Source organism: Pseudomonas sp. Irchel 3F3 (genome assembly GCF_900187545.1).
GTDB classification, from domain to species: Bacteria; Pseudomonadota; Gammaproteobacteria; order Pseudomonadales; family Pseudomonadaceae; genus Aquipseudomonas; species Aquipseudomonas fortuita.
The window spans coordinates 136826-157966 of the sequence record NZ_FYDS01000010.1 but is presented as its reverse complement, the minus strand read 5'-3'; the positions used below and the strand labels follow the sequence as shown (position 1 = coordinate 157966).

The following is a 21141-nucleotide window of genomic DNA, read 5'->3' as shown; positions in this document are numbered from 1 at the left end:
GTTGGGAACGGTCGGTGTTCAGGCCGACAGCAACAGCCTTTGGCGCAGTACCGAGCGCTGTCGGCAGGCCTTGCCAAAGGCCTGGAAGATGGTCAGGTAATGCGGGTTGTCCATGACCTGGAACTCGGGGTGCCATTGCACGGCCAGGGCAAAACCCTTGCCGTTCTCGACCGAAATCGCTTCCACCAGGCCATCGGGTGCCAGCGCTTCCACCCGTAGCCCCGGGGCCAGTACATCGATGCCCTGGCCATGGATGGAATTGACGTCGAAGATCGCCGGCAAGCCCATGCGATCGAGCATGCCGCCGGGCTTTACATGCAGGGTGTGGCGCGGCCCATATTGCTTGTCCAGGGGCTCGTCCTTGCCTTCGCGGTGGTCCATGAACACGCCAGTCTCGTGGACTTTCTGGTGCAGCGTGCCGCCCAGTGCCACGTTCATTTCCTGGAAGCCCCGGCAAATGCCGAGCACCGGCACGCCGGCGGCGATGGCCGCACGCATCAGCGGCAACGTGGTGGCATCACGCAGCGGGTCGTGCAGCGTGCCCTCTGCACTGGCCGCGCCGTTGTAGTGGAACGGCTCGATGTTGGACGGTGAACCGGTGAAAATCAGCCCGTCCACCACGTCGAGAATATCGGCGCTGTCCATCAGCTCACCTAGGCTGGGAATCACGATGGGCAACCCACACGCTGCCTTGGCCGCCGCACGCGCGTATTTCTCGCTGATGGTCTGGGTTGCATGTAGCTCGATCATGCTGGTGCATGCGGTAATGCCGATAACGGGCACACGGGGCATATCTTCCTCCGGCAAATCCATATTGCGCGTTGTAGTGAAAGGGAGGGTGCAGCGTCGCTGTCTGGACTTCGCCACCTACAGGAACCAGCGGTATTCGCGGGCATCGATGTGGCGCATGAAGTCCAGTTGTTCCTGGTATTTGTTCTCGCAGTACACCATCACGAACTCACTGCCCAAGCCTTCGTTGACCACCGGGTGGTGACGCATGGCGGCCAGGGCACCGAGGGCATCTTTGGGGAAGTCGATACCGCTCTGACGGTTTTCGTTCAGCGGGGCGATGGGCTCGACGCCACGGTCCAGGCCATGCTCCATGCCGGTCAGAATGGCCGCCAACACCAGGTACGGGTTGGCATCGGCACCGGCGATGCGGTGTTCGATGCGCAGGTTGCGCGGGTCGGACTCGGGGATGCGAATGCACGCATCACGGTCTTCGAAGCCCCAGCTGGCCTTGCTCGCCGCGTTCACCATGGCACCGTAGCGGCGGTAAGCATTGTGGTTGGGGGCGAAGATCGGCATGCAGTGCGGCAGCAGCTCCAGGCACCCCGCCACCGCATGGCGCAGCTTGCGCTGCTGCGCGCCGGCCAGGATGTTGTTGCCGGCAGCGTCATACAGGCTGACGTGCACATGCATGCCGCTGCCCGGCGCGTCCAGGTATGGCTTGCTCATGAAGCTGGCACGGTAGCCGTGCTTCATGGCGATACCGCGGGTACTGCGGCAGAACAGCGCCGACCAGTCCGCCGCGCTCAGCGCATCGTCGCTGTGGGAAAAATTGATCTCGAACTGGCCAGGGCCCAGCTCTGCGGTGATGACGTTCGCCGGCACACCCTGCTCGTTGGCGCCATCGACCATCTCGTGCAGCACCGACGAGAAGCGTGAAAGCCGCTCGATGTGCATGTTCGGCTGGTCGTCCTCGTCCCCGGTCGCGGTGTCCCGTGGGTACTGTGGCAGGCCGTTGTCGAGCTTGCGGTCGAACAAGTAGAACTCCAGCTCGAAAGCCACCACCGGGCGGATGCCGCGTTTGGCCAGGCGCTGAATCACGCGGGCCAGCACTTCACGGGGCTCGAACTCGATAGGCTTGTCGGTGCCGTCGGAGGTGATGAGCATCTGGGCAATCACTTCTTTTTCCCAGCGCACTGGCTTCAGGGTACCCGGCACCAGGCGCCGGGCAGCATCCGGGTCGCCGTCGGCAAAGCAGTAATCGCCAATCGGGTAAAGGCCACCCTGGGTACCCAACAACACGCAGTTCTGCGGCAGCTTCAGAGGTGCACCGGCTGCAACCTTTTCCAGCATGTCCATGGGGTAGCGCTTGCCGTAGAAGTGCCCGGGGATATCCAGCGCAATCAGGTCGACATAACGAATTTCTGGGTGCTCCGCTCGGAACGAGCGCACTTCAGCCAGCAGATCCGGAAAGATGACACTCATCTTCTTATCCTTGTGAGGTGAACGAATTCAATTGAAGACCCAGAGCACGCGGGTGGGTTTTGCCGTGAGGTTGGCGTAGCGGAACTGCGCGTGGGGTTGCACCTGGAAGCAGTCGTTGGCCTGCAGGGTCACGGGCTCGCCGTGGTCCAGCCATACCGTGAGTTCGCCTTCCAGTACGAAACAGCCCTGCTCGGAACGGTCACTCAGGTACGCCTCGCCACTGGTGGCGCCTGGTTCGAGGTGGCTGTCGAGCATGGCGAAGGCACCGGCGATGGTGGGCGAAGCCAGCACATCGGTAATGCCCGACTCCAGGTACAGCGTGCGCCGCTCGTGGGGGCGCGTGACCCAACCAATGCTGCGGGGCTTGCTGAGGTTGTAGAAGTACGCGGTCGACACGCCGAGCGCTTCGCTGATGGCGGTGAGGTCCGCCACGGTAGGGCGCGAAACACCGCGTTCGACCTGAGAGAGGAAGCCGACCGAGCGGTTGATGCGCTCGGCCAGCTCGCCCAGGGTCAGGTTCTTGAATTTGCGCAGGTCGTGAATAAGGATCGCGAGGGCTTCAACCTCTTCGTGCATCTTCATCGATTGGGCTGCCGTGAAATTTTTAGAGTTATTTTTCATGAAAAAATACAGTAAATTTTTCACGAGTCAAGCAGGACGATGGAAATGCGCAGCAGCGAACCGATGCCCTGCGGCCCAGGGATCTGGGTTGATAAAGGTGGGCCGGGTTTCTTTAACGGTGCTCAGGGAGTAGCCTGCGCGGTGAATCTTCCCAGCCCGGCCATTGCCATCGTCATGCCAAACGGTTTCCCTGAACTGCCCCCGCTTAACGCGCTACGCGTGTTTGAAGTGGTTGCCCGCCACCTGAACTTCCGCCTGGCTGCCGAGGAACTGGGTGTGACCCAGGCGGCAGTTGCTCAACAGATACGTGGGCTGGAAGCGCACCTGAAGCTTCGTTTGTTCGAGCGCCTCCCGCGGGGCCTGGCGCTGACCGATGCGGGCCTGGGCTACAGCGCCAGCATCCGCAGCGCCTTGGCAATGATTGATGAAGCAACCCGGCTGCTCCGGCCACAGGCGGCTCACTTGACCGTCAGCGTTACCCCGACGTTTGCCTCAAAGTGGCTTATCCCCAGGCTGGGCAACTTTGCGCAAAAACACCCGGATATCGATCTGCGTGTGCTGGCCACGGACCGGCTGTCGCACTTCAGCACCGATGGCGTGGATATCGCAGTGCGCTACGGCAAGCCTGAAATCGGCGCGGGCTTGAACAGCGAACTGCTGATGGATCAGCGCATTGTCGCCGTGGCCAGCCCAACGCTTTTTGAGGGCACCCGTGTGCCCGCCAGCTTTGCGCAGCTTCAAGATTTCATCATGCTTCACGATGCCCATGATTTCTGGCCTCAATACCTGGCCGCAGTGTTCCCGCAACACGCGCAACCGACGGCCAAGAACCTGCGGTTCAATCAGACCTCGTTGGCTATTGATGCGGCCATCAGTGGTCAGGGCATTGCGTTGGCCAGCCTGGCGTTCGTCAGCGATGAAATCGTTGCGGGCAGGCTGGTCCAGGTCTTCGCTCAGCAGCTAGGGCTCGACAAGTCGTTCTATCTGGTGTGGCCACGCAAGCTGCAGCAGCCTGAATCGCTAGGCGTTGTGCGGCGCTGGCTCAAGCAACAGGCTGACAATAGTTAATCTACTGCCACGGTAAAGTTTGGCTGCCTCCCTCCCCGCTGGGGCTACTGCTAAGGTGATTGCACCTAAGCAATCAGCCGTTCACGTTGGAGGCAGCATGTCAGTAGAAAAAGTTGCGATTATCACAGCCGGTGGCAGCGGCATGGGCGCGGCAGCAGCACGACGCCTGGCCGCTGACGGCTTCAAGGTGGGCATCCTTTCCTCTTCGGGCAAGGGCGAAGCACTGGCTGCCGAACTTGGCGGCATTGGCGTAACCGGCAGCAACCAGTCGGTTGAAGACCTGAAACGCCTGGTAGATGCCGTGGTAGAAAAGTGGGGCCGCATCGACGTGCTGGTCAATAGCGCTGGCCATGGCCCGCGCGCGCCGATCCTGGAGATCAGCGACGAGGACTGGCACAAGGGCATGGACACCTACCTGCTCAATGTCATCCGCCCTACGCGCCTGGTAACGCCTTACATGCAACGCCAGAAAGGGGGGGTGATCATCAACATTTCCACGGCGTGGGCGTTCGAGCCGAGTGAGTTGTTCCCGACCTCTGCTGTTTTCCGCTCGGGCCTGGCCGCCTTCACCAAGATCTTCGCCGACAATTTTGCCGGGGATAACGTGCGCATCAACAACGTTCTCCCCGGCTGGATCGACAGCCTGCCGGCCACCGAACAACGCCGCGACAGCGTGCCGCTCAAACGCTATGGCACCCGCGAGGAAATCGCAGCCACCATCGCGTTTCTCGCCAGCGAAGGCGCTGCCTACATCACCGGGCAAAACATCAAGGTTGACGGCGGCCTGACCCGCAGCGTGTGATTGGGTATGGCCGCAGTCTGCGCTGCTGCGGCCTTCGGTTTCTGCAACAGGGGTGCTCGCGTGCTCGACGCGCTCCCCCGCAAGCCAGCCAGTCGTGGCCGTTTGACCTTCAAGGTTAATAGTTCTCGTAAGCCAATATGAATTGAGCCAAGGCCATGTCACTGATAGCTATGTCTGGATGGGAGTGCCGAAATTTATCCATCGCAGCTTCAAGGTAGACCCCCTTGATGTTGCCATCGCTCGCAACATAGCTGCTGGCATCATCTCGCGTTGCGGCTATCAGCTTTTTATCCCGCGAGGTCAAGTAGGTGGTTGCAGTGCTCGTGCTGGAGATGAGGGTTTCGGCCCAGAAATCATTCATCGCCATCGCAGGGCTGGAAAAAACCAAAAAACAATAAGTGGACAAGGAAAATATAAAGCGCATTAATAAACCTGAATAAAGAACACCCGAAGCAGCGTTAAAGCCGTTATACCATCACTTCAGCAGACCCGTCAGCGAGCCCTTTACTGGCATCACTCAACAAAATGGCTCCGCTTCATCCGCATCGCCGCCTTATTCGCGCGCTTCAAGCGCGCAGTGCGCTGGGCTTTATTATAATCGTCACGCCCCTGCATGACACCGCCCGCCACTTCAACCCAATCACTCGCGGTACAACCGGAAACCAGAAAGGAAAATAAAAGCGGACACATACACATCAATGACTTCATTAAACGCCCCGTTGACCACCGATCAATATAACAATGTAACTACCTTTCTTCCCCTGAAACCCTGCGCAGCCGCTCCTGCGCTTGCTCCAGTTTCCCCTTGTATCTTTCAACCATTCTGGAAGACCCGGACGCTATCGCAGCTTCCAGCTGGTCCTCCCTCCGGTGAACGTCTTTCAGTGCGCGAGACACTTGTTCGCCTGGTTCGCTCGGTTCATCATCACGGCAATACCGCTGAACCCGAGACAACGCAGCTTCCAATCCTCTCTGCTGGTATATATTCCCATACCGTATTGCCTGATCCCTTTCGTGAGCAATCTCGTCTCTGCGCTGTTCACAGCGCTTAACATCTCCTGCCAAAGACAGGTCACACACTGCAAACACAGCGAATACAACCAGTAAAAAAGGCGCTGCCCCCACGCTACGAATACCGAGCGCGTGCTTCCTGTACGGATACCCTGCTAACTGCTTACCCACAACACGTCGACCCTGCATACCTGAAAGCCTTGTAAAACCATCGAGCACCATGCTCAACCTGGGCAGCACAGTACCTCGCGATGACGCGACCGGCTTTACGTCGACCTTACTTGGCCTTACTTAACCACCTCAACAGGCGCCTGACCCTTACTTTTTCTTACCAAACGCCTGTACACCGCCTACCCTGCCCTGATAACCGCATCCCCCGGGCAGCGGACGAGCGCCTACTCAAACAGCGCAATATTCACTAACGCGGCACGTGGCACACCCCTACCACCAGGTTATTCACATTGAAATAGTACTCAAAATCCGAGAAAGCATTGAAGGTCATGATGCCGCCCTGAAAACCACGGGCCATGAATGGAATATGACTTCCCGCCGTATCGCCATCGAATGTTGAAATAGAACGTGTCTTGAAGAGATATCGCGAGGTGTCCAGGTGCGTCAGCGACAACTCGAAGCGTCTGTCATACACATATTTTACACCGCGCGGGCTTATCACATGATAATAGGCATAGATCGCACCCTCATTGGGGTCGATCGTCATATCTCCGACGCCGCGCCAAAGCCCCTCTCCCTCCTCCACATGAACAAAGTCAATGGAGGCGCTGCACGGGGCCCGAGGACTATCTCGGTAGACCGATATCAGGTAATTGCTTATCAAGCCCGCAAAAATAAAAACCGAGAGAAGTGACGTAAACCCAATCACTTTTTTCCAACGCGAAGATAATTTACGCACAATGCCTCCCCGTGGCTTTCTGGCTTTACACAACTTACCAGCAACTGACTGAGAGGCTTGCGCACATAATAGTTGCTGTCTTTCAAGACCAACGCCGGCTCGAACCCGGCCATCGCCGCCAATACATCATCCTTAGACATATTTTCACTCTGTTCGGCGTACAGCGTTGCCCCATCACGCTCCCAGACACGTTTCCACGCTTCCAGGTCCGGCGGCTTGTGAAACATCAGGTAGGCATAAATAACGGGGAGCGACGCGCCTAGAAAAGCGAGAGCCGGTAAAAACAAGTGGCTATTTCTTCTTATCCATCCGTCACGCAATGGAAGGGGGGCCATGACAGCGTTTTGCCTTTCTTCAGCGAGCTCCGCCTTGCCAGCTACAGTCTCACTCGAGCCGCTCTGCTTGCTGTCATTGCCGACGGGTTGCTCATTGGCGCCCGATGATGCCCGAGGCCTGTCTTGCTCGAGGTGCAATGGCATGTCACGTTCAACTGCAACGTCCGCGGAAACCATGGTGATTTCACACAGCAGTATCAACCCTCGCTTAGGCAATGTTTTCAAACTGTCTCGAGGCACACCAACATCAACCAGCTTCGAACGAAGCGCATGCACTGTTTTATAATAACTACTGTCAGAGACAACCAAGCCCCGAGCACCCCATACTTGAGAGATTATCGCCTCTTTATCAGTAATGCCTGCTATCAGGGCAAGCAACAGATCGCTTTCGTTACTGCCTAACGTTGTCGATAAGTTAGCACGACTCAGTGTCATCCGTTCAGCGTCGTAACAAACCTCCATCAATCCCCTCCACTGCCAATGACTTGCGCCAGCACGATGACAACTTTCCGGCTAGCCAACTGCTGCTTCAGCACAGTGCCGCTGCGTCACGCATACTATCATTTTGCGGGGCCTGACCTGCCCCAAGGGAGCGAAGGCTTACTTGCTGGCGACCGATTGATTGGGCAGCGCACAGCTCTGGGCGTTAAGAAAGCGCGATTTCTTCAGCCAGTCTTGCTGAGGATAATAGGCAAATACGTAACTGCCGCGTTGCAGCGTCTCGATCAGCTTGCCGGCAATTGCTGGACGAACGGCCGGGCAGCCCTGGCTGCGCCCCAGGCGCCCGAGACCCGGTACTACCTTGGGGTCGGCATACGCAGCAGCATGCATAACGATCGCCCGCGACATGCTGTTGTCGTTGAACCCCGGTTCCAGCCCCTGCAGGCGCAGCGAGCGGCCGTGCTTGCCACTGTAGGTCTGCCCGGTCTCATACAGGCCGATGGAGGACTGGAAGCTGTTAGGCGCATTGGAGAACGTGGTCGGCACATCCGCGCCGCTGTTCTTGCCATGGGCCACCCACTCCTCAAACAATAGTTTCCTGGCGCGCAGGTCGAACACCCACAGGCGTTTGTCACGCGAGGCTTTGGAATAATCGATCACCGTCAGCAGCTTGTCCGCGTTGCTATGACTCGCGCAGGTATAGGCGCTGAGTGCCAGTGCCAAGGTCGAGAGACTGGCGTTTGGCGCCAACTGCTGCAGCTCGGCCGCACTCGGCAGGGGTTGCGCATCGGCGGCATGCCCGGTGCTGAGAAAACACAGGCCAATACCGGCCACCGAAAGCCGTAAGGCCCCCCGCAATAATTGGAAAATCGACATGGAATACCCTGTGAAAAACTGGCTTTTCTTGCCTTGATTGCAGCCAAAATTGGCTACTTTGCTTGATTATCTCAGCAATGCCGATCACTTCTTGACCAATGGTTTGGATGCTTCACTGCCTTCGGTGCTGATCACCGTGAATTTTCCGTCGCTGCGGGTATCCCGGGTCGATGCCCAGTCCGTAATCACCAGCATCGTGCCAACGTCCATCGCCGCACGTAAATGGCGGCGGAACGCCGGGTTGATGTTCAATTGCCCCAGTTGTTCATAGGGCGTATTCCCGTACTCCGGGTTGCTCAGGCCCACCACTGACCAACGCAGGGGCAGCCCGTCATCGAGGGCAAGGGTGGATGGCTTTTGCAGCAGGGAATACACCGCCATGCCGCTACGATGCTGACGGCTTTCAAGCGAAAGCGCAGGTGCCGAACCGATCAGTTGCCCACCGCGATACACGTAGGCGCGCATATCGGCGCGGCTGATCAGGATCGACAGTGGCCCTGCCGTCGGGTCTGGGTCGTCCCAGAATTGCTGGTTGCTCAGCACCAGCGGGCCCTGGGCCTTGCCATCACTGACCGTCGGCGCCAGCACGCCGGGGTGGTAAACCTCCACCGGGGCACTGTTGGTATCGGAAACGATGACTGTGGTTGAGCTGAAACCGGTGACTTCATACAGCTTCTTTGCAAAATCCATCGGCAGTCGAACACATCCATGCGAGGCAGGGTACCCCGGTAGATGGCCAGCGTGCAGGGCGATGCCATCCCACGTCAGGCGCTCCATGTAGGGCATCGGTGCGCTGTTGTAGAGGCTGGACTTGTGCTCGACCTTCTTCTGCAAAATGCTGAATACCCCGGTGGGGGTTTCCCGGCCGGCCTTGCCGCTGCTGACGGTGCTGACGCCAATGGCGATGCCATTGCGATAGACGTAGGCTCGTTGCTCGGTAAGGCTGACCACAACGGTCACCGGCCCCACCGGCGAGACCTGCGGGTACCAGAGAAACTGGCCAGGCTTGAGGCTTTCAAGCTGGCTCCTGAGTGCGGCCGGCGTGGGCACCTGAAAGGGAGCCGCTTCGACCATGGCGGCGGCGAGCAACAGACTCAGCCCAAGCGGTACACGCAACATCCAATAGCCCCCATATATCCCTGCCCCCAGCTTAGTCGGAACATCATCCGCAAAGCCACCCGCTCAATACACCGGGTAAAAGCTGCCGGCCCGGCGCACGGCCAGCCGTGGTGCGAGTGGTAACAACCTTACCCAAAAAATGTGCACAAAATTCCCAATTACAGCCTTGGATCACCTGCTGACTATGCCGGATGAAGGCTATAAAGCAGTGGGAGCCACCGAACGCATGGGTTGGTACGAATCTTGTTTGTATACAAGACCAAAAATAAAAGTACACAACCATCATGGAGTTCCGATGGCGTCGATTTCACGTTCCGATGTTGACCAGCTCGATGCTCTCCCGGCCGATACGGCTGGGCCCAGTCAGCTGGCGTTGAGCCCGCGCCTGTACAGTGCCGACCTTGCCCCGACACGCGCGGCAAATCGCACTTGGGGGCGCTACAGCCTGTTTGCGCTGTGGACCAACGATGTGCATAACATCGCCAACTATTCCTTCGCCATCGGCCTCTTTGCCTTGGGCATGAGCGGCGCTCAGATCCTCGCCGCCTTCGCGCTCGGCGCGATGGTGATCTACGGCCTGATGAACCTGTCCGGCTACATGGGCCAGAAGACCGGCCTGCCCTACCCCGTGTTGTGCCGGATCAGCTTCGGCATTCATGGGGCGCAGATTCCGGCACTGATCCGTGCGGTGATCGCCATCGCCTGGTTCGGCATCCAGACCTACCTCGCCTCGGTCGTGCTGCGCGTGCTGCTGACCGCCATCGCTCCGGACCTCAAGGCCTACGACCAGAATTCGATCCTCGGCCTGTCGACCCTGGGCTGGCTCACCTTCCTTGGTATCTGGTGTGTGCAGGTGGCGATCTTCGCCTACGGCATGGAGATGGTGCGCCGCTTCGAGTCGATCACCGGGCCGATCATTCTGGTCGCGTTCGCCTGCCTGGCGGGGTGGATGTACTGGCGCAGTGGCCTGTCGATAGCCTGGTCCAGCGGCAACGCGCCAACCGGCTCCAGCCAGTGGCTGAAGGTGCTCGGCGCCGCTGCGTTGTGGGTTTCGCTGTATGGCACCATGATTCTCAACTTCTGCGACTTTACCCGTAACTGCCCGGATCGGCGCACCATCAGCGTGGGCAACTTCTGGGGCCTGCCGGTGAACATGCTCGGCTTCGCGCTGATCGCCGTGGTGCTGGCCGGTGCGCAGTTCAGCATTGACGGCAAGCTGGTGCAGGGCCCGACCGACATTGTCGCCGCCATCCCGAACACTGCCGGCCTGGTGCTGGCCTGCCTGGCCTTCCTGATCGTCACCGTGGCGGTGAACATCATGGCCAACTTCGTCGCGCCGGCCTACGTGCTCGCCAACCTGGCGCCGAACCTGCTGAACTTCCGCCGCGCTGGCTTGCTCAGTGCCGCAATCGCGGTAGTGATCCTGCCCTGGCACCTGTACAACAGCCCATCCGTGATCGTGTATTTCCTCGGCGGCCTGGGCGCCCTGCTCGGCCCACTGTACGGCATCATCGTCACCGACTATTACCTGGTACGTCGCAGCCGGGTGAACCTGCCGCAGTTGTATAGCGAAAGCACAGAAGCCGCCTATCACTACAGCGGCGGGGTCAACCTGCGCGCCGTGGCCGCCTTTATCCCGGCTTCGCTGATCGCCATCGTGCTGGCGCTTGTGCCGGCGTTCGAGACGCTGTCGCAGTTCTCCTGGTTCTTCGGTGCAGGCCTGGGCGCGTTGATCCACTACGCCATCGCCAATCGCAGCATCAAGCACCTGGAAGTTTGCGGCGAAAGCATTGCGGTAGAGAGCGCGCAGCACTGACCGGCGCATTTTTGAATCGGCGCATTTCGCCGGTCACGATGGACCAGCCCTCAGCTCCGCTGAATAGTCCTGAAACCAAGGCCAGCGGCATGCCGCCCCTTCTCATGGGTATCCTGTGTTGCGGGTCGGCCGTTCACGGGCCTTTATCGCCTGTCGGCGCAAGGCCTGGATGATGAGCTCATCAGCCAGGCCGGCCAGCGACCTGGCGGCACGGCTGACAGTAACCAGCAAGCGTCGCCCAGCCGATTGGCGCAGGCTTGCAACGCCTCATCGAGCCGCGTGAACGGCTCACCCGCGCAGATCTCCCAATCCCAGCGCCAGTGCGCAGGGTTTCACTTTACCGAGCTGAAGCAGCGTCGCATGCCGTGCTGACGGTGTTCGCCCAGAGCATGATGGGTACCGTTGAATCCACCTAACCTGCCACCTGGCCAAAGGGGTAATCCTTGAAAATCAAGTACCCGATCCCATGGGAGCACCGCACATGCTTATCGACTTCAGACCCGCTCATGCCTCGGATGCGCAAGATATTGCGCGCTTCTTTCAACTGACATCGGAGGGCATGGCCGATTACATATGGAGCAAGCTTGCAACACCTGGAGAAGCATTGCTGAGTGTCGGCACGTCTCGCTATGCCAGGGAACAGGGCGACTTTTCCTACAAGAACTGCCTGATGGCCATTTTCGAAGGGCGCGTCATCGGCATGATGCATAGCTATGCTTTGCGCGAGACCCCTGACAGGCCTGTCGAGACCGACCCGGTCCTCGCGCCGTATTCCGACATGGAGATACCCGACACCTTATACATATCCAGCTTGGCCCTGGATGAAGCCTGGCGCAGCCAAGGGCTGGGCGTCCAGTTTCTTCGCCACGCTCAGCAACGCGCTGAGGACGCTGGCCTTGATGGGCTATGCCTGATTGATTATGCCGAAAACCACGGTGCACGCCGCTTCTACGAACGTCACGGCTTTCAAATTGTTAAAACCTGCCAGATCGTTCCGCACCCGATGCTGAACGTAACCGGTGAAGCCTATTTGATGTATCGCCCTACCCACAACGTGCTCGAGAAAAAACCATGAACAAGAAGCTGACCGTATTCCGCGAACTGGATATCCAACCGGTGCGCGACCTTCCCTTTTTCGAAGCGGTCGTGGAAGGCACGCCTCATACGCTGACGTCCAAGTATTATCACGATGAACAACAAGGTCGCATTTCCGGAGAATGGGAAGCCAGCACCGGCGCGTGGCGCATCGACTATAAAGTCTGGGAGTTCTGCCATGTCCTGAGTGGATGCTGCGTCATCGAGCTTGAGGGTTGCGCCCCCATCACACTGGCCGCTGGCGACACGTTCATTATCGAACCGGGCGCCAAGGGCAAATGGACCGTACTGGAAGACATGAAAAAGAACTTTGTGATCCTCTTGCCCGCGAACTAGGCATGGGGTGGCGGTTCATCGAGCGCAAGGCCGCTTTGCATGCTTGCCTGCTGGCCGCGCTCGAATGTTCTTCGGCAGGCCACAGCAGCCCTCTACCTCATGGCTGCGCTGTCGCGCATACAACCAGGCGTTCGGCGAAGCAACCTATCAACCGAGACTTACATCTAGCCCTCTTCCGTCCACTCCAAAGTGCCAGGGAACCTCGCTATGAAGCGCGTGCCGTCCTCAGGCGTAGAGGTTACCGATAGCGTCCCGTTGTGACCCGCTACGATCTGAGATGCGATATACAAACCGAGCCCCAGCCCCTCCCCGCGACCCCCTGCCGCTCTTTTGAACGGCTGAAACAGTAGCGGTAACAAAACGTCGGGGATTTCTGGGCCATGGTTCATCACTGACAGCACTATATGATTTTCTTGCATGCTTGCGCTCACGTCTATCGGACAATCACGCGCCCCATGAGCAACGGCATTGCCCAACAGGTTTGAAAGCAATTGCCCCATTCTCCCAGCATCACAGAACACCCCAGGTGAAATGACCACCTCTTGACGGATTGTGACGTTGGGATGACTCATCATGATTTCATTGATGACGGCAGTAAAAACGTCACCCAGGTTATCCACTAAAGTCCGTTTGACCGGAATGCCTCCCCCCAACTTTGCTCGAGAAAAATCCAGGACATCCTCAATCAAGTGATTCATCCGCTGCGAGCTTTGTCGTATTGCAATGGCAAGCTGCTGCTCGCGACCGGCGGGAAGCTTGGCCTCCAGTAGATCAGCGCTCATTCTGATAGCGCTCAGTGGCGAACGGAGGTCATGCCCCAGTACGGCAATGAACTGCTCACGGACAATGCCGGTCTCGGCTGCATTGGCCAGTTCAATCGTTTTGGCCTCAAGGTCCGCCAAAACGTCGAGTTGAACAGCTATCAACTGGGCGAAAAGCGTTAGTGTTTTGCACACCGCATCTTCATCAAAACGTGCTGGAACCTCATCAATAGCACAGAGCGTTCCGAAAAAATCCCCGTTTGTCCTGATGATAGGTATGGAGACATAGCTTTCTAAGCCGTATGTCCTAGGGGTGTGGTGGGCTGAATACACCGGGTGCTCACTGGCATGCTTGAATATGACGGGTTTGTGGTGCTGACGAATTTCGTGGCAAATCGTCGTTTCCAGCACCAACTCGCCGCCCGGCATGAGCCCAAAATCAATAGAATCATCGACGGCGCAAGCCACCCATTTCGTCTCGGTGACACGCGCAATTGCCGCAAAGCGCATGCCGGTGACATGCTTAACCATATTGAGAATAAGCGGGACGGCCTCGACCTTGGCAATCGTACTGATGTCATGTGAAAGGTCAGACGGATAAGGCATCAAGTCGCCGATTGTTTAAATGGTAAATTGGCATTAAAGCGTATGCTCCAGCGTTTGACAACGAACCCGTGCAGGGTATGCGGCCGTCAATCGGGCATGTGGTTTCGATCAATACAGGTGGCTGACGGGCAGTTCCAGTTATGGGGAAGGCGTTGGTCAAGTCAGGTCATTTGAGCGTTCCGAAGGGATGCTCCACCGTCTGCCGGCGAACCTTCATCTTTCCTGGGTTGTGCTCCAATCGGATCTGCACGGCTTCGACTGTAATAGCCTCGGCTTCAATGTCCTTGAGCTTCGTCATCTGCTGTTTCAGTTTTTCTATTTTTTCGCTCAGCCGTTCAGCCTTTGCCCCGGCGACCTCGAGCGCTGCCCGATCCGCCGAACCCATCGCCGCAAGAGAGCGGTCAATGCTCTGCTCGATCTGCTGCATGCGCGCCTTGATCTTGCCCTGGGTAAAGTTGCGGTCGCGGTTATTTACGGCTTTGAATTTGCTGCCGTCGATGGCAATGATCGACTGGGATAACAGATTGAGGTTGCGGCAAAGCACTACGAATTGCCGGCAGACGCTGCGAATGGCTTTGCCGTTGTCTCGGCGAAAGCCGGTAATCGTTTTGGATTCAGGAACCAACCGGCCCGTTAACCACATCAGCTCGACATTGCGCTCTGCTTCGCGCTCAAGCCGGCGGCTGGACTGAATCCGGTTGAGGTAGCCATAGATGCAGATTTTCAGCAGGACTGCTGGATGGTAGGCCGGACGACCCGTTGCCGCAGGATCGACACCCTCGAACCCGCGTGCTCCAAGGTCGAGTTCATCGACAAAAACGTCGACTACCCGAACTGGGTGTTTTTTGGTGATGTAGTCGTCCAGGCACTCCGGCAGCAACGTAACTTGTGTCCGAGACTCACCTTCAGTGAATCGCTTCATGATCGTCCCCGCCACGATCTCGACGATCAAAAGGTTGGACAATTGCAGGCGTTTTCACACAGCCGGGGTCGTAAGCTGCCACACGCGGACGGCAGCTATCGACCCATAGCTGCCCTCCGCGAAAGGCAGCTACCGGCCAATAGCGGCCGTTCTGGAATGGCAGGAAACGACCGATAACGGCCTTCGATACGCGACTTTCGCCCGCCAGCGGCTCGATTGTAAGAATATGGCGGAGAGCTGCAAAACCGCCTACGCTTATAGAATGATTCCTCGAACGCCTTGCCCATCTGGTGGTATAGAACCGAGAGATCTGACTTCCTTTGACCGTCCGCTTAACACCCACCCGGACCAACCCGCGCCTATCGCCAGCAACTGCCCCCTGAGTCCGGTCCACACGACCAGCAGTACGGCGCAACGGGTAAAAGCCAGACCCAGTCCCCCCACTGCCGTTCAAAAGCGACCGATGCCGCAGCACCTCTGGAAACGGGGGCGCTGTTCACGTTCTGCCATGAGGTCAATCCGTATGTATCGGCCGAGCACGATTCCTTACCAGAAGCATCGAGGGTTCAGCCGAACCTTCACTCAGGGGCATTTGAGCCTTGGATTATTCTTTCCCATGGAGGCGTTCGACGGGGACACTCCGAGCATGCTCAGCCAGGTCACACTGGCTAAACAAGCCGAGGCGCTGGGCTTCTGCGCGCTCTGGTTTCGCGACGTGCCGCTTCGCGACCCTGGCTTCGGCGATGTCGGCCAAGTCTTCGACCCCTGGGTTTACCTGGGTTATATGGCCGCCCATACCTCGGAGATTGCACTTGGCACCGCCTCCATCGCCATCCCGCTGCACCATCCCCTGCACACGGCCAAGGCGTCAGCCAGCGTAGATCAGTTGAGCACTGGTCGCTTGATTCTGGGGGTTGCTTCGGGAGATCGGCCAGTGGAGTTTTCGGCGTTTGGCGTCGATCCAGAAAGGCGTGGAGAGATCTTTCGAGAACACTACGAAGTGATTCGCCGCGCCCACAGCACCAGTTTTGAGCCCATCCACTGGAGCACTGGTGAAATGCAAGGCGCAGACCTGATTCCGAAACCGACCACCCAATTCATTCCAATGCTCGTGACCGGCAACAGTCGCCAGTCACTGGATTGGATCGCGCGTGAGAGCAACGGATGGATCAACTATCCACGCATTCCGAACATGCAGCGGCTGGTCGTGGAAGATTGGCGACTGGAGGTCACGAAACAATGTGGTTCTGTGTATAAGCCCTTTACTCAGTCGCTGTACATCGATCTCGATGAGAATCCGTCAACGCCACCCACACGTATCCATTTGGGGTTCAGACTTGGACGTTACCATCTACGTTTTTTGCTGGAGTCGCTTGAGGAAATCGGCGTGGACCACGTCATTCTCAATCTCAAATACGGCAAGCGCCCTGCGGTGGAAGTTATTGAGGAATTGGGTACGCACATCGTTGCGCAGTTCGGAGTGCAGCCGCGTCAGGCAGCTCATTGAACATCGGTCACTGCTACGCCGACGAATGCTCACTTGACGAAACCATAAGGTGTCACGGCGCGGATGACCTCCGGTTCTATATCAATGATGGAGATCTTCGCGCCATGAGCGACCGGTGCCCGGCAAACAATCTACCCTACCCAGCCTAAACCCGTGATGAGCACGTTGCCTTGCAGATTCTGTGCGGCTTCCACGCCGTCCCTGGACACGATTTGCGCGCGTATCCTTTCACTTATACCGAGCGCGCAAGCATGGCATGAACCCTGGACACGGCACTTTAGCCATGACATTTATCTTCAATACAAGTGTTTTGATTGATCACCGCCCGGAACAGCAGCAGGCCCAAGCTATCCTGATTTTCACAAAATACATCGTGGGCCTCCCAGTACTGACTGGAGCTTCCTACTGGGTTTGCTTAGCCGGGTAGCTTGGCCGCAAGGACGTCAACCTTCTCGATTGATGGCGGTTCGGCAAATAGCTCGGCAGCGTTTGCCATAAGCGCCGCCGCGACCTTGCCCGAAAGATGAGCCTGCCGGCCCGCTTCATCCGGGAATGCGTCAAAGATGCCAAAGGTGGACGGCCCCAAGCGGATTCCAAACCAGGCTGTAGTGGCTGGCTCCTCCTCCACTAACGGAAGGCCACCCAAAAGAAAGCTCTCTACATCCTTTTCTTTCCCGGGTTTTGCTTCTAGGCGAACGAACAACGCTACTTTGACCATGATGTGGCTCCTGTTGTTACGATGCGGCTGGCGCTATCAGATCGCGATAGCTAAGAGGGGCATCCGAGACTCTTAACTATGGTCGACGATACCAGGATTACAAACCCAAATAGACCAAGGGTAGCGGCGAGTAGCGCACGAGCAGTGAGAACGACGTAGTGGGCAGCATGTAACCGCAAGTCAGCCACTTGCTCACTTGGTCCCACCCTCTGGTCTGATAATGATGATTCAACGATATCTGAAATTTAGAAAAACATAAGAGATCATGGTTGCTGTCAGGCCGACCAATATGTACTCGACGCGGGGTAAAAACACGACTAACCCGCCCAAAGAAAACACTATCAACGTGTTTTGTAGGATGTATTTCCTTATTCTACTCACGGCTATGAAATAGCCATATTGCTTACCTAGGAAAAACAAGGCCATGCCGGTGATCGACATAATCTGGAAATCGCGTATCGCAATGTCGTTCAGGATCGCATGCCTAATCAAATTTGCCAGAAGTGCCAGCCCCATAAAAAGAAAAAGGTGCGAGTAGATTAAGGCGTGTCCACTCATACTGCTTTGATGTTTGTTCAGCAAGTAAAAACTATCAAAATAGATCCACCAGATACTGCAAATCATGATAAATCCGGTGATGGCTGCCATCACATTATAATAACCCCATTGAATGTTAGATAAGCCTCCGGAAAGGCTAATAATTGACTCCCCCAATAAGATTAGGGTGAGTAGGCCTATGCGCTCAACCAAGTGCTCTGTGTGTGCTGGCAACGGTTTTAGTTTAGTCCAGAAAAATACAGGAAACAGAATATCAAGAACAATCCCAATATAAGCAACAAGGTAACGCAAGGGCGGGTCAAAAATAACGGATGAAAGGCTAATAACTGCGCTAACTAATAGGGCGAAGCCAAGCCTTGAGGAAAGTTCGCCGCGAGAATCGAGTTTGCTAATGGATGAAATATACATAACACTGATGATTGCACGTATACCAAAATAGCAGGCAATAATGAGCGGGTAGTTCACTTCCAAGTCTTCCCCGATCCGTGCCGATAGCACAATGAGCAGGAGCATTATGAATAATGTTGCCAAACGGTGAAGATTGCTGTCTGTATCGAACCTATTGGAGTAAATCGTGTGACTGGACCAGATCCACCACAACGGCACAAAAAGCAGTAAGAATGCCCATAATTGCTTATGTTCAAAGTGCCCATCATGAACATGTCCGAGAGTGTGCGTAACTTGGCCTATCGTAACAACGAAAGTCAGGTCAAAAAACAACTCCAACCATGTGGCGTGTCGATTTTCTTCATAATACTTCAAAGATTTCATTAGTTGCCGGCTCCGTGCCCACCTCTTTAATGTAAAAGGAAGCTGACGTTGGTTTTTCCTCGGCTCCGATATTGGTGATGCCAAGCCGATTTGGCTCTCTAGCGATTTCGTCCACGCACTAACAAAAGCTCAATCATCTGACTCATCCCGATGAACTCTGGAACTCCGTCATAGCGAAGCCCGTCAATGTAAAACGCTGGGGTGCCATTCACGCCGCTGCGTACACCGCCATTGAAATCGGCTTGTATTTTGGGAATGTAAGTATCCTCTTGCATTGCAAGATCGAATTCCTCCCTGGAAAGGCCGTGTTTGAGAACGATGGCGCGATACAGCGGCAGGCCCAATCGATCCTGATTTTCGTACAATTCGTCGTGGGCCTCCCAGAAGAATCCTCGACTCCCGGCATACTCAGCGGTGACCGCTGCACCCAATGCATGGGGGTGAGCGGTGGTCAGAGGGAAGTTACGGAACACAAACAGCAAGTCATCGCGAAAATGCTGTTGCAGATTCTTGACCATCCAATAAGCTTCACCGCAATAGGGACATTCATAGTCGCCAAATTCGACCAAGGTGACCTTGGCATGCGCACTTCCCTGGCGATGGTCGTTGGCACTTACCGGGACTTTGAGAGTGGCCATCTAATCACCTGTTAATTTTTGGTTGGCGTGCTTTGTGGCGAATTCGCCAAAGCATCCAGCGCATCCAGAATACCGTCCGCACCAGGGTTGATTGCCATCGGGGAGACGTAGCTCCAGGCAACCACCCCGTCCTTGTCAATCACGAACAGCGCACGCTTACAAACCCCGAGCTGGGACTGGTACGCTCCATACTGTCGTGCCACAGCCCCTTTGGGCTCGAAATCGGCCAGCAGGCTGAAGTGAAAATTCCGATCTTTGGCAAAGGCCTGATGACACCAGGCGCTGTCAACCGAGATACCCAGTAGCGCCGCACCGTATTCTCTGAATGTGGGTAGCAACTGGTTGTACAAAGTCAGTTGGTCACCACACACCGAAGTCCAGTCAGCGGGATAAAACGCCAATATCACGGGATTTCCCTTTAGCTCACGCAGCGACAACTGTTGATCAGGGGTTGCGTGAAGAGTGAAGTCGGGCGCGACAGTGCCGGCCGGCAGCGGCCCCTGAACCAGGTCGCCATTGGTTTTTTGTGCATCATCGAACTCTAAAGTATTCATTGCTTGAACCTTGATAGATGGGTGGTTGGGACGTGCTCAGTGGGATGCGACGTGCCCGGTGGGATAACTCCATCCACCATCAAGGGGTTCAAAAAAAGACAACGCTGCCTCGATCTCAGCCTGAGCCTGAGTGATTTCGGCAGCGAAACGTTCACGTTCCGCATCAAGGAACACAAGAAGATCCGCCGTGTAATCGCGGAATTGGATTAGGCCAGGTTGGCAGGGGAATGGTCAGATTCGCTCTGGCTCACCAATGACTATAGTCGTTGATGACGCTTACCGTAGTAGCTGAACGATTTTTCGCTACCCTCCAGTGCCAACAACACTCACGCGCTTATCTTGCTGCCATTTCAGGCGGCGTTTTAACATGATGATTTTGGCAGCTATTTCGCCACTTCAGACAAATTTACATCTGCTTTCTAGACGACAACTGCTGCCCCTTACGACAAGCAGAAATCGACCAGAGGCAGACACTGAAACCGCCTTCAGGTCTACAGAATGAAGGTTGATATGGGAAATGCTCTGGACAAACGAGTCGTTGTCATTAGTGCCGGCATCGTGGGCGCTTCGCTGGCGTAACACCTGGCTGATAAAGGCGCGAATATCACCTTGGTTGAGGCTGAAGGTATCGCGTCGGGAGTGTTTGGAGATTCACTCGCATGGAGCAACATCCTATACGGATAACGTGACCCCATTGCAGCACTGCGCGGAGCAGCAGTCAAAGATGCGGCTCGCGCAGCGATGGTGCTGTACCTAACGAATAGTCGAGATCGGTCTTCGGGAAGCTGAGCGGTAGACTTTGCGAATATTGTCACTGACCGCTTTTGGCCGTTAGCTGCCCTCCGCCAAGGGCAGCTATGGGTCGAAAGCGGTCGTGCGCGACCGGCAGCTGTCGCCCCCTAGCGGACCATCACCGTCGCCTGTTATCCCCCTCAAGCAACGCCGCGATAATGAACGGCCCCTTCTTTTCCAGATACTCAGCCATACCGCCGGTATTGGTGGCTTCCAGCTCAATCTTTAGGTCTTGATATCGCTGCCGAAGTAAGCTGTCGTTCCTGAGCAGATCTCTGAACGTCAGCATCTGGATGACTGATTGATGGCCACACCTGCAAATGTGGATCTTGTGGGTTCGCACCTCGCCAACATTGCGGCGGTAGAAATGGTGCCCTTGCGACAGGTCACTGCCGCGTACATACCCCAGCGTCAGCAGAACCTCGTCCCGCGCTGCCTCATTGCGATGCTCCGAAACCTCGATCAGCACATCGATTTCAGGCTTGGCTGCAAGTTGCGGGACAGCTGTGCTGCCTACATGGTGCATGGCGACAAGCTCATCGCCGAATGCCAAGGCGAGCAGCAGTTTGTCCGCTTCGTACCGTTGCGGCCATGCGGGGTTGTGGGTCGTGATCTTGCTGGTCAGCGCCATGGGCCATCCTTGGGCAGGTAAGAACGTTCTAATGCGCCG

The 21141-nt window shown here is 56.6% G+C and carries 22 protein-coding genes and 3 pseudogenes; 7 read left to right on the top strand and 18 right to left on the bottom strand.

Features of this window, described 5'->3' with window-relative positions:
• Positions 1-18 precede the first annotated feature (18 nt).
• From CKW35_RS22110 to CKW35_RS22100, 3 genes are all read right to left on the bottom strand, one after another.
• A complete protein-coding gene (locus CKW35_RS22110) occupies positions 19-792 on the bottom strand; it encodes a gamma-glutamyl-gamma-aminobutyrate hydrolase family protein (protein ID WP_016485775.1) in 774 nt (257 codons plus the stop codon).
• Between the two features lie 75 nt (positions 793-867).
• Complete coding sequence (locus CKW35_RS22105) at positions 868-2214, bottom strand: glutamine synthetase family protein (RefSeq protein ID WP_016485774.1); 1347 nt, start codon at positions 2212-2214, stop codon at positions 868-870.
• Between the two features lie 27 nt (positions 2215-2241).
• Positions 2242-2796, bottom strand: a complete 555-nt coding sequence (locus CKW35_RS22100; protein ID WP_016485773.1) for a helix-turn-helix domain-containing protein — start codon at positions 2794-2796, stop codon at positions 2242-2244.
• 213 nt (positions 2797-3009) lie between these two features.
• Between CKW35_RS22100 and gcvA the strand changes: the two genes are divergently transcribed.
• Both gcvA and CKW35_RS22090 read left to right on the top strand, forming a co-directional pair.
• A complete protein-coding gene (gene gcvA / locus CKW35_RS22095; RefSeq protein ID WP_033734083.1) occupies positions 3010-3903 on the top strand; it encodes a transcriptional regulator GcvA in 894 nt (297 codons plus the stop codon).
• A 97-nt stretch (positions 3904-4000) separates the two neighbouring features.
• The gene (locus CKW35_RS22090) at positions 4001-4705 is read left to right on the top strand and encodes an SDR family oxidoreductase (RefSeq protein WP_016485771.1); all 705 of its coding nucleotides are present in this window, start codon (positions 4001-4003) and stop codon (positions 4703-4705) included.
• Between the two features lie 115 nt (positions 4706-4820).
• Here the strand turns inward: CKW35_RS22090 and CKW35_RS22085 are convergent, their stop codons facing one another.
• The 7 genes from CKW35_RS22085 to CKW35_RS22055 form a co-directional block, all read right to left on the bottom strand.
• Positions 4821-5129 carry a DUF2388 domain-containing protein gene (locus CKW35_RS22085; RefSeq protein WP_016485770.1) on the bottom strand — a complete coding sequence of 103 codons (309 nt, stop codon included), beginning with the start codon at positions 5127-5129 and terminating at the stop codon, positions 4821-4823.
• Between the two features lie 89 nt (positions 5130-5218).
• Positions 5219-5413, bottom strand: a complete 195-nt coding sequence (locus CKW35_RS22080; protein ID WP_033731210.1) for a hypothetical protein — start codon at positions 5411-5413, stop codon at positions 5219-5221.
• 39 nt (positions 5414-5452) lie between these two features.
• Positions 5453-5905, bottom strand: a complete 453-nt coding sequence (locus CKW35_RS28930; protein WP_060518344.1) for a DUF1090 family protein — start codon at positions 5903-5905, stop codon at positions 5453-5455.
• A 229-nt stretch (positions 5906-6134) separates the two neighbouring features.
• Positions 6135-6626 (bottom strand): hypothetical protein, encoded by a 492-nt coding sequence (locus CKW35_RS22070; protein ID WP_024717329.1) that lies wholly within the window; start codon positions 6624-6626, stop codon positions 6135-6137.
• Positions 6593-7423: a hypothetical protein gene (locus CKW35_RS22065; RefSeq protein WP_016485766.1), complete on the bottom strand. Its 831-nt coding sequence runs from the start codon at positions 7421-7423 to the stop codon at positions 6593-6595. Before CKW35_RS22065 ends, CKW35_RS22070 begins: the two co-directional genes overlap by 34 nt.
• A 138-nt stretch (positions 7424-7561) precedes the next feature.
• The gene (locus CKW35_RS22060; protein ID WP_016485765.1) at positions 7562-8278 is read right to left on the bottom strand and encodes a murein L,D-transpeptidase catalytic domain family protein; all 717 of its coding nucleotides are present in this window, start codon (positions 8276-8278) and stop codon (positions 7562-7564) included.
• A gap of 84 nt (positions 8279-8362) precedes the next feature.
• Positions 8363-9397 (bottom strand): L,D-transpeptidase, encoded by a 1035-nt coding sequence (locus tag CKW35_RS22055; protein ID WP_016485764.1) that lies wholly within the window; start codon positions 9395-9397, stop codon positions 8363-8365.
• A gap of 226 nt (positions 9398-9623) precedes the next feature.
• Between CKW35_RS22055 and CKW35_RS22050 the strand changes: the two genes are divergently transcribed.
• The 3 genes from CKW35_RS22050 (at position 9624) to CKW35_RS22040 (ending at position 12644) form a co-directional block, all read left to right on the top strand.
• Positions 9624-11213, top strand: a complete 1590-nt coding sequence (locus CKW35_RS22050; protein ID WP_371262310.1) for an NCS1 family nucleobase:cation symporter-1 — start codon at positions 9624-9626, stop codon at positions 11211-11213.
• A gap of 481 nt (positions 11214-11694) precedes the next feature.
• A complete protein-coding gene (locus CKW35_RS22045) occupies positions 11695-12288 on the top strand; it encodes a GNAT family N-acetyltransferase (RefSeq protein WP_023047147.1) in 594 nt (197 codons plus the stop codon).
• Positions 12285-12644 carry a cupin domain-containing protein gene (locus tag CKW35_RS22040; protein WP_023047148.1) on the top strand — a complete coding sequence of 120 codons (360 nt, stop codon included), beginning with the start codon at positions 12285-12287 and terminating at the stop codon, positions 12642-12644. The genes CKW35_RS22045 and CKW35_RS22040 overlap by 4 nt, the downstream gene beginning before the upstream one ends.
• 164 nt (positions 12645-12808) lie before the next feature.
• Here CKW35_RS22040 and CKW35_RS22035 read toward each other — a convergent pair whose 3' ends face one another.
• Positions 12809-14011 carry a GAF domain-containing sensor histidine kinase gene (locus tag CKW35_RS22035; protein ID WP_095116876.1) on the bottom strand — a complete coding sequence of 401 codons (1203 nt, stop codon included), beginning with the start codon at positions 14009-14011 and terminating at the stop codon, positions 12809-12811.
• 235 nt (positions 14012-14246) lie between these two features.
• A pseudogene (locus tag CKW35_RS22030) lies at positions 14247-14933 on the bottom strand (transposase); the annotation flags it as partial.
• Between the two features lie 523 nt (positions 14934-15456).
• On the opposite strand from CKW35_RS22030, the gene CKW35_RS22025 reads away from it, so the two are divergent.
• On the top strand, positions 15457-16440 hold the full coding sequence (locus CKW35_RS22025) for an LLM class oxidoreductase (RefSeq protein WP_023047151.1): 984 nt from the start codon (positions 15457-15459) through the stop codon (positions 16438-16440).
• A 38-nt stretch (positions 16441-16478) separates the two neighbouring features.
• On the opposite strand, the pseudogene CKW35_RS28680 reads toward CKW35_RS22025, so the two are convergent.
• The 5 genes and pseudogenes from CKW35_RS28680 to CKW35_RS22000 all read right to left on the bottom strand — a co-directional run.
• Positions 16479-16661: pseudogene (locus CKW35_RS28680) on the bottom strand (potassium transporter); the annotation flags it as partial.
• A 194-nt stretch (positions 16662-16855) separates the two neighbouring features.
• The gene (locus CKW35_RS22015; RefSeq protein WP_023047152.1) at positions 16856-17158 is read right to left on the bottom strand and encodes a putative quinol monooxygenase; all 303 of its coding nucleotides are present in this window, start codon (positions 17156-17158) and stop codon (positions 16856-16858) included.
• A gap of 228 nt (positions 17159-17386) precedes the next feature.
• Positions 17387-18487, bottom strand: coding sequence for a low temperature requirement protein A (locus CKW35_RS22010; RefSeq protein WP_095116874.1), 1101 nt, complete (start codon positions 18485-18487; stop codon positions 17387-17389).
• 98 nt (positions 18488-18585) lie between these two features.
• On the bottom strand, positions 18586-19125 hold the full coding sequence (locus tag CKW35_RS22005) for a thioredoxin domain-containing protein (protein WP_070086726.1): 540 nt from the start codon (positions 19123-19125) through the stop codon (positions 18586-18588).
• An 11-nt stretch (positions 19126-19136) separates the two neighbouring features.
• Positions 19137-19679, bottom strand: a complete 543-nt coding sequence (locus tag CKW35_RS22000) for a redoxin domain-containing protein (protein ID WP_019751018.1) — start codon at positions 19677-19679, stop codon at positions 19137-19139.
• 510 nt (positions 19680-20189) lie between these two features.
• Here CKW35_RS22000 and CKW35_RS28675 point away from each other — a divergent pair.
• A pseudogene (locus tag CKW35_RS28675) lies at positions 20190-20360 on the top strand (FAD-dependent oxidoreductase); the annotation flags it as partial.
• 229 nt (positions 20361-20589) lie between these two features.
• Here the strand turns inward: CKW35_RS28675 and CKW35_RS21990 are convergent.
• Positions 20590-21102: a GrpB family protein gene (locus CKW35_RS21990; RefSeq protein WP_023047155.1), complete on the bottom strand. Its 513-nt coding sequence runs from the start codon at positions 21100-21102 to the stop codon at positions 20590-20592.
• Positions 21103-21141: the final 39 nt, after the last annotated feature.

Coding starts and splice junctions, on each gene's coding strand:
- CKW35_RS22090 (WP_016485771.1), top strand. CDS start 4,001: ATGTCAGTAGAAAAAGTTGCGATTATCACAGCCGGTGGCAGCGGCATG.
- CKW35_RS22040 (WP_023047148.1), top strand. CDS start 12,285: ATGAACAAGAAGCTGACCGTATTCCGCGAACTGGATATCCAACCGGTG.
- CKW35_RS22035 (WP_095116876.1), bottom strand. CDS start 14,011: ATGCCTTATCCGTCTGACCTTTCACATGACATCAGTACGATTGCCAAG.
- CKW35_RS22025 (WP_023047151.1), top strand. CDS start 15,457: ATGTATCGGCCGAGCACGATTCCTTACCAGAAGCATCGAGGGTTCAGC.
- CKW35_RS22065 (WP_016485766.1), bottom strand. CDS start 7,423: ATGGAGGTTTGTTACGACGCTGAACGGATGACACTGAGTCGTGCTAAC.
- CKW35_RS22010 (WP_095116874.1), bottom strand. CDS start 18,487: ATGAAATCTTTGAAGTATTATGAAGAAAATCGACACGCCACATGGTTG.
- CKW35_RS22050 (WP_371262310.1), top strand. CDS start 9,624: ATGGGTTGGTACGAATCTTGTTTGTATACAAGACCAAAAATAAAAGTA.
- CKW35_RS28930 (WP_060518344.1), bottom strand. CDS start 5,905: ATGCAGGGTCGACGTGTTGTGGGTAAGCAGTTAGCAGGGTATCCGTAC.
- CKW35_RS22080 (WP_033731210.1), bottom strand. CDS start 5,413: ATGAAGTCATTGATGTGTATGTGTCCGCTTTTATTTTCCTTTCTGGTT.
- CKW35_RS22060 (WP_016485765.1), bottom strand. CDS start 8,278: ATGTCGATTTTCCAATTATTGCGGGGGGCCTTACGGCTTTCGGTGGCC.
- CKW35_RS22005 (WP_070086726.1), bottom strand. CDS start 19,125: ATGGCCACTCTCAAAGTCCCGGTAAGTGCCAACGACCATCGCCAGGGA.
- CKW35_RS22110 (WP_016485775.1), bottom strand. CDS start 792: ATGCCCCGTGTGCCCGTTATCGGCATTACCGCATGCACCAGCATGATC.
- CKW35_RS22055 (WP_016485764.1), bottom strand. CDS start 9,397: ATGTTGCGTGTACCGCTTGGGCTGAGTCTGTTGCTCGCCGCCGCCATG.
- CKW35_RS22085 (WP_016485770.1), bottom strand. CDS start 5,129: ATGCGCTTTATATTTTCCTTGTCCACTTATTGTTTTTTGGTTTTTTCC.
- CKW35_RS22045 (WP_023047147.1), top strand. CDS start 11,695: ATGCTTATCGACTTCAGACCCGCTCATGCCTCGGATGCGCAAGATATT.
- CKW35_RS21990 (WP_023047155.1), bottom strand. CDS start 21,102: ATGGCGCTGACCAGCAAGATCACGACCCACAACCCCGCATGGCCGCAA.
- CKW35_RS22015 (WP_023047152.1), bottom strand. CDS start 17,158: ATGGTCAAAGTAGCGTTGTTCGTTCGCCTAGAAGCAAAACCCGGGAAA.
- CKW35_RS22100 (WP_016485773.1), bottom strand. CDS start 2,796: ATGAAGATGCACGAAGAGGTTGAAGCCCTCGCGATCCTTATTCACGAC.
- gcvA (WP_033734083.1), top strand. CDS start 3,010: ATGCCAAACGGTTTCCCTGAACTGCCCCCGCTTAACGCGCTACGCGTG.
- CKW35_RS22105 (WP_016485774.1), bottom strand. CDS start 2,214: ATGAGTGTCATCTTTCCGGATCTGCTGGCTGAAGTGCGCTCGTTCCGA.
- CKW35_RS22000 (WP_019751018.1), bottom strand. CDS start 19,679: ATGAATACTTTAGAGTTCGATGATGCACAAAAAACCAATGGCGACCTG.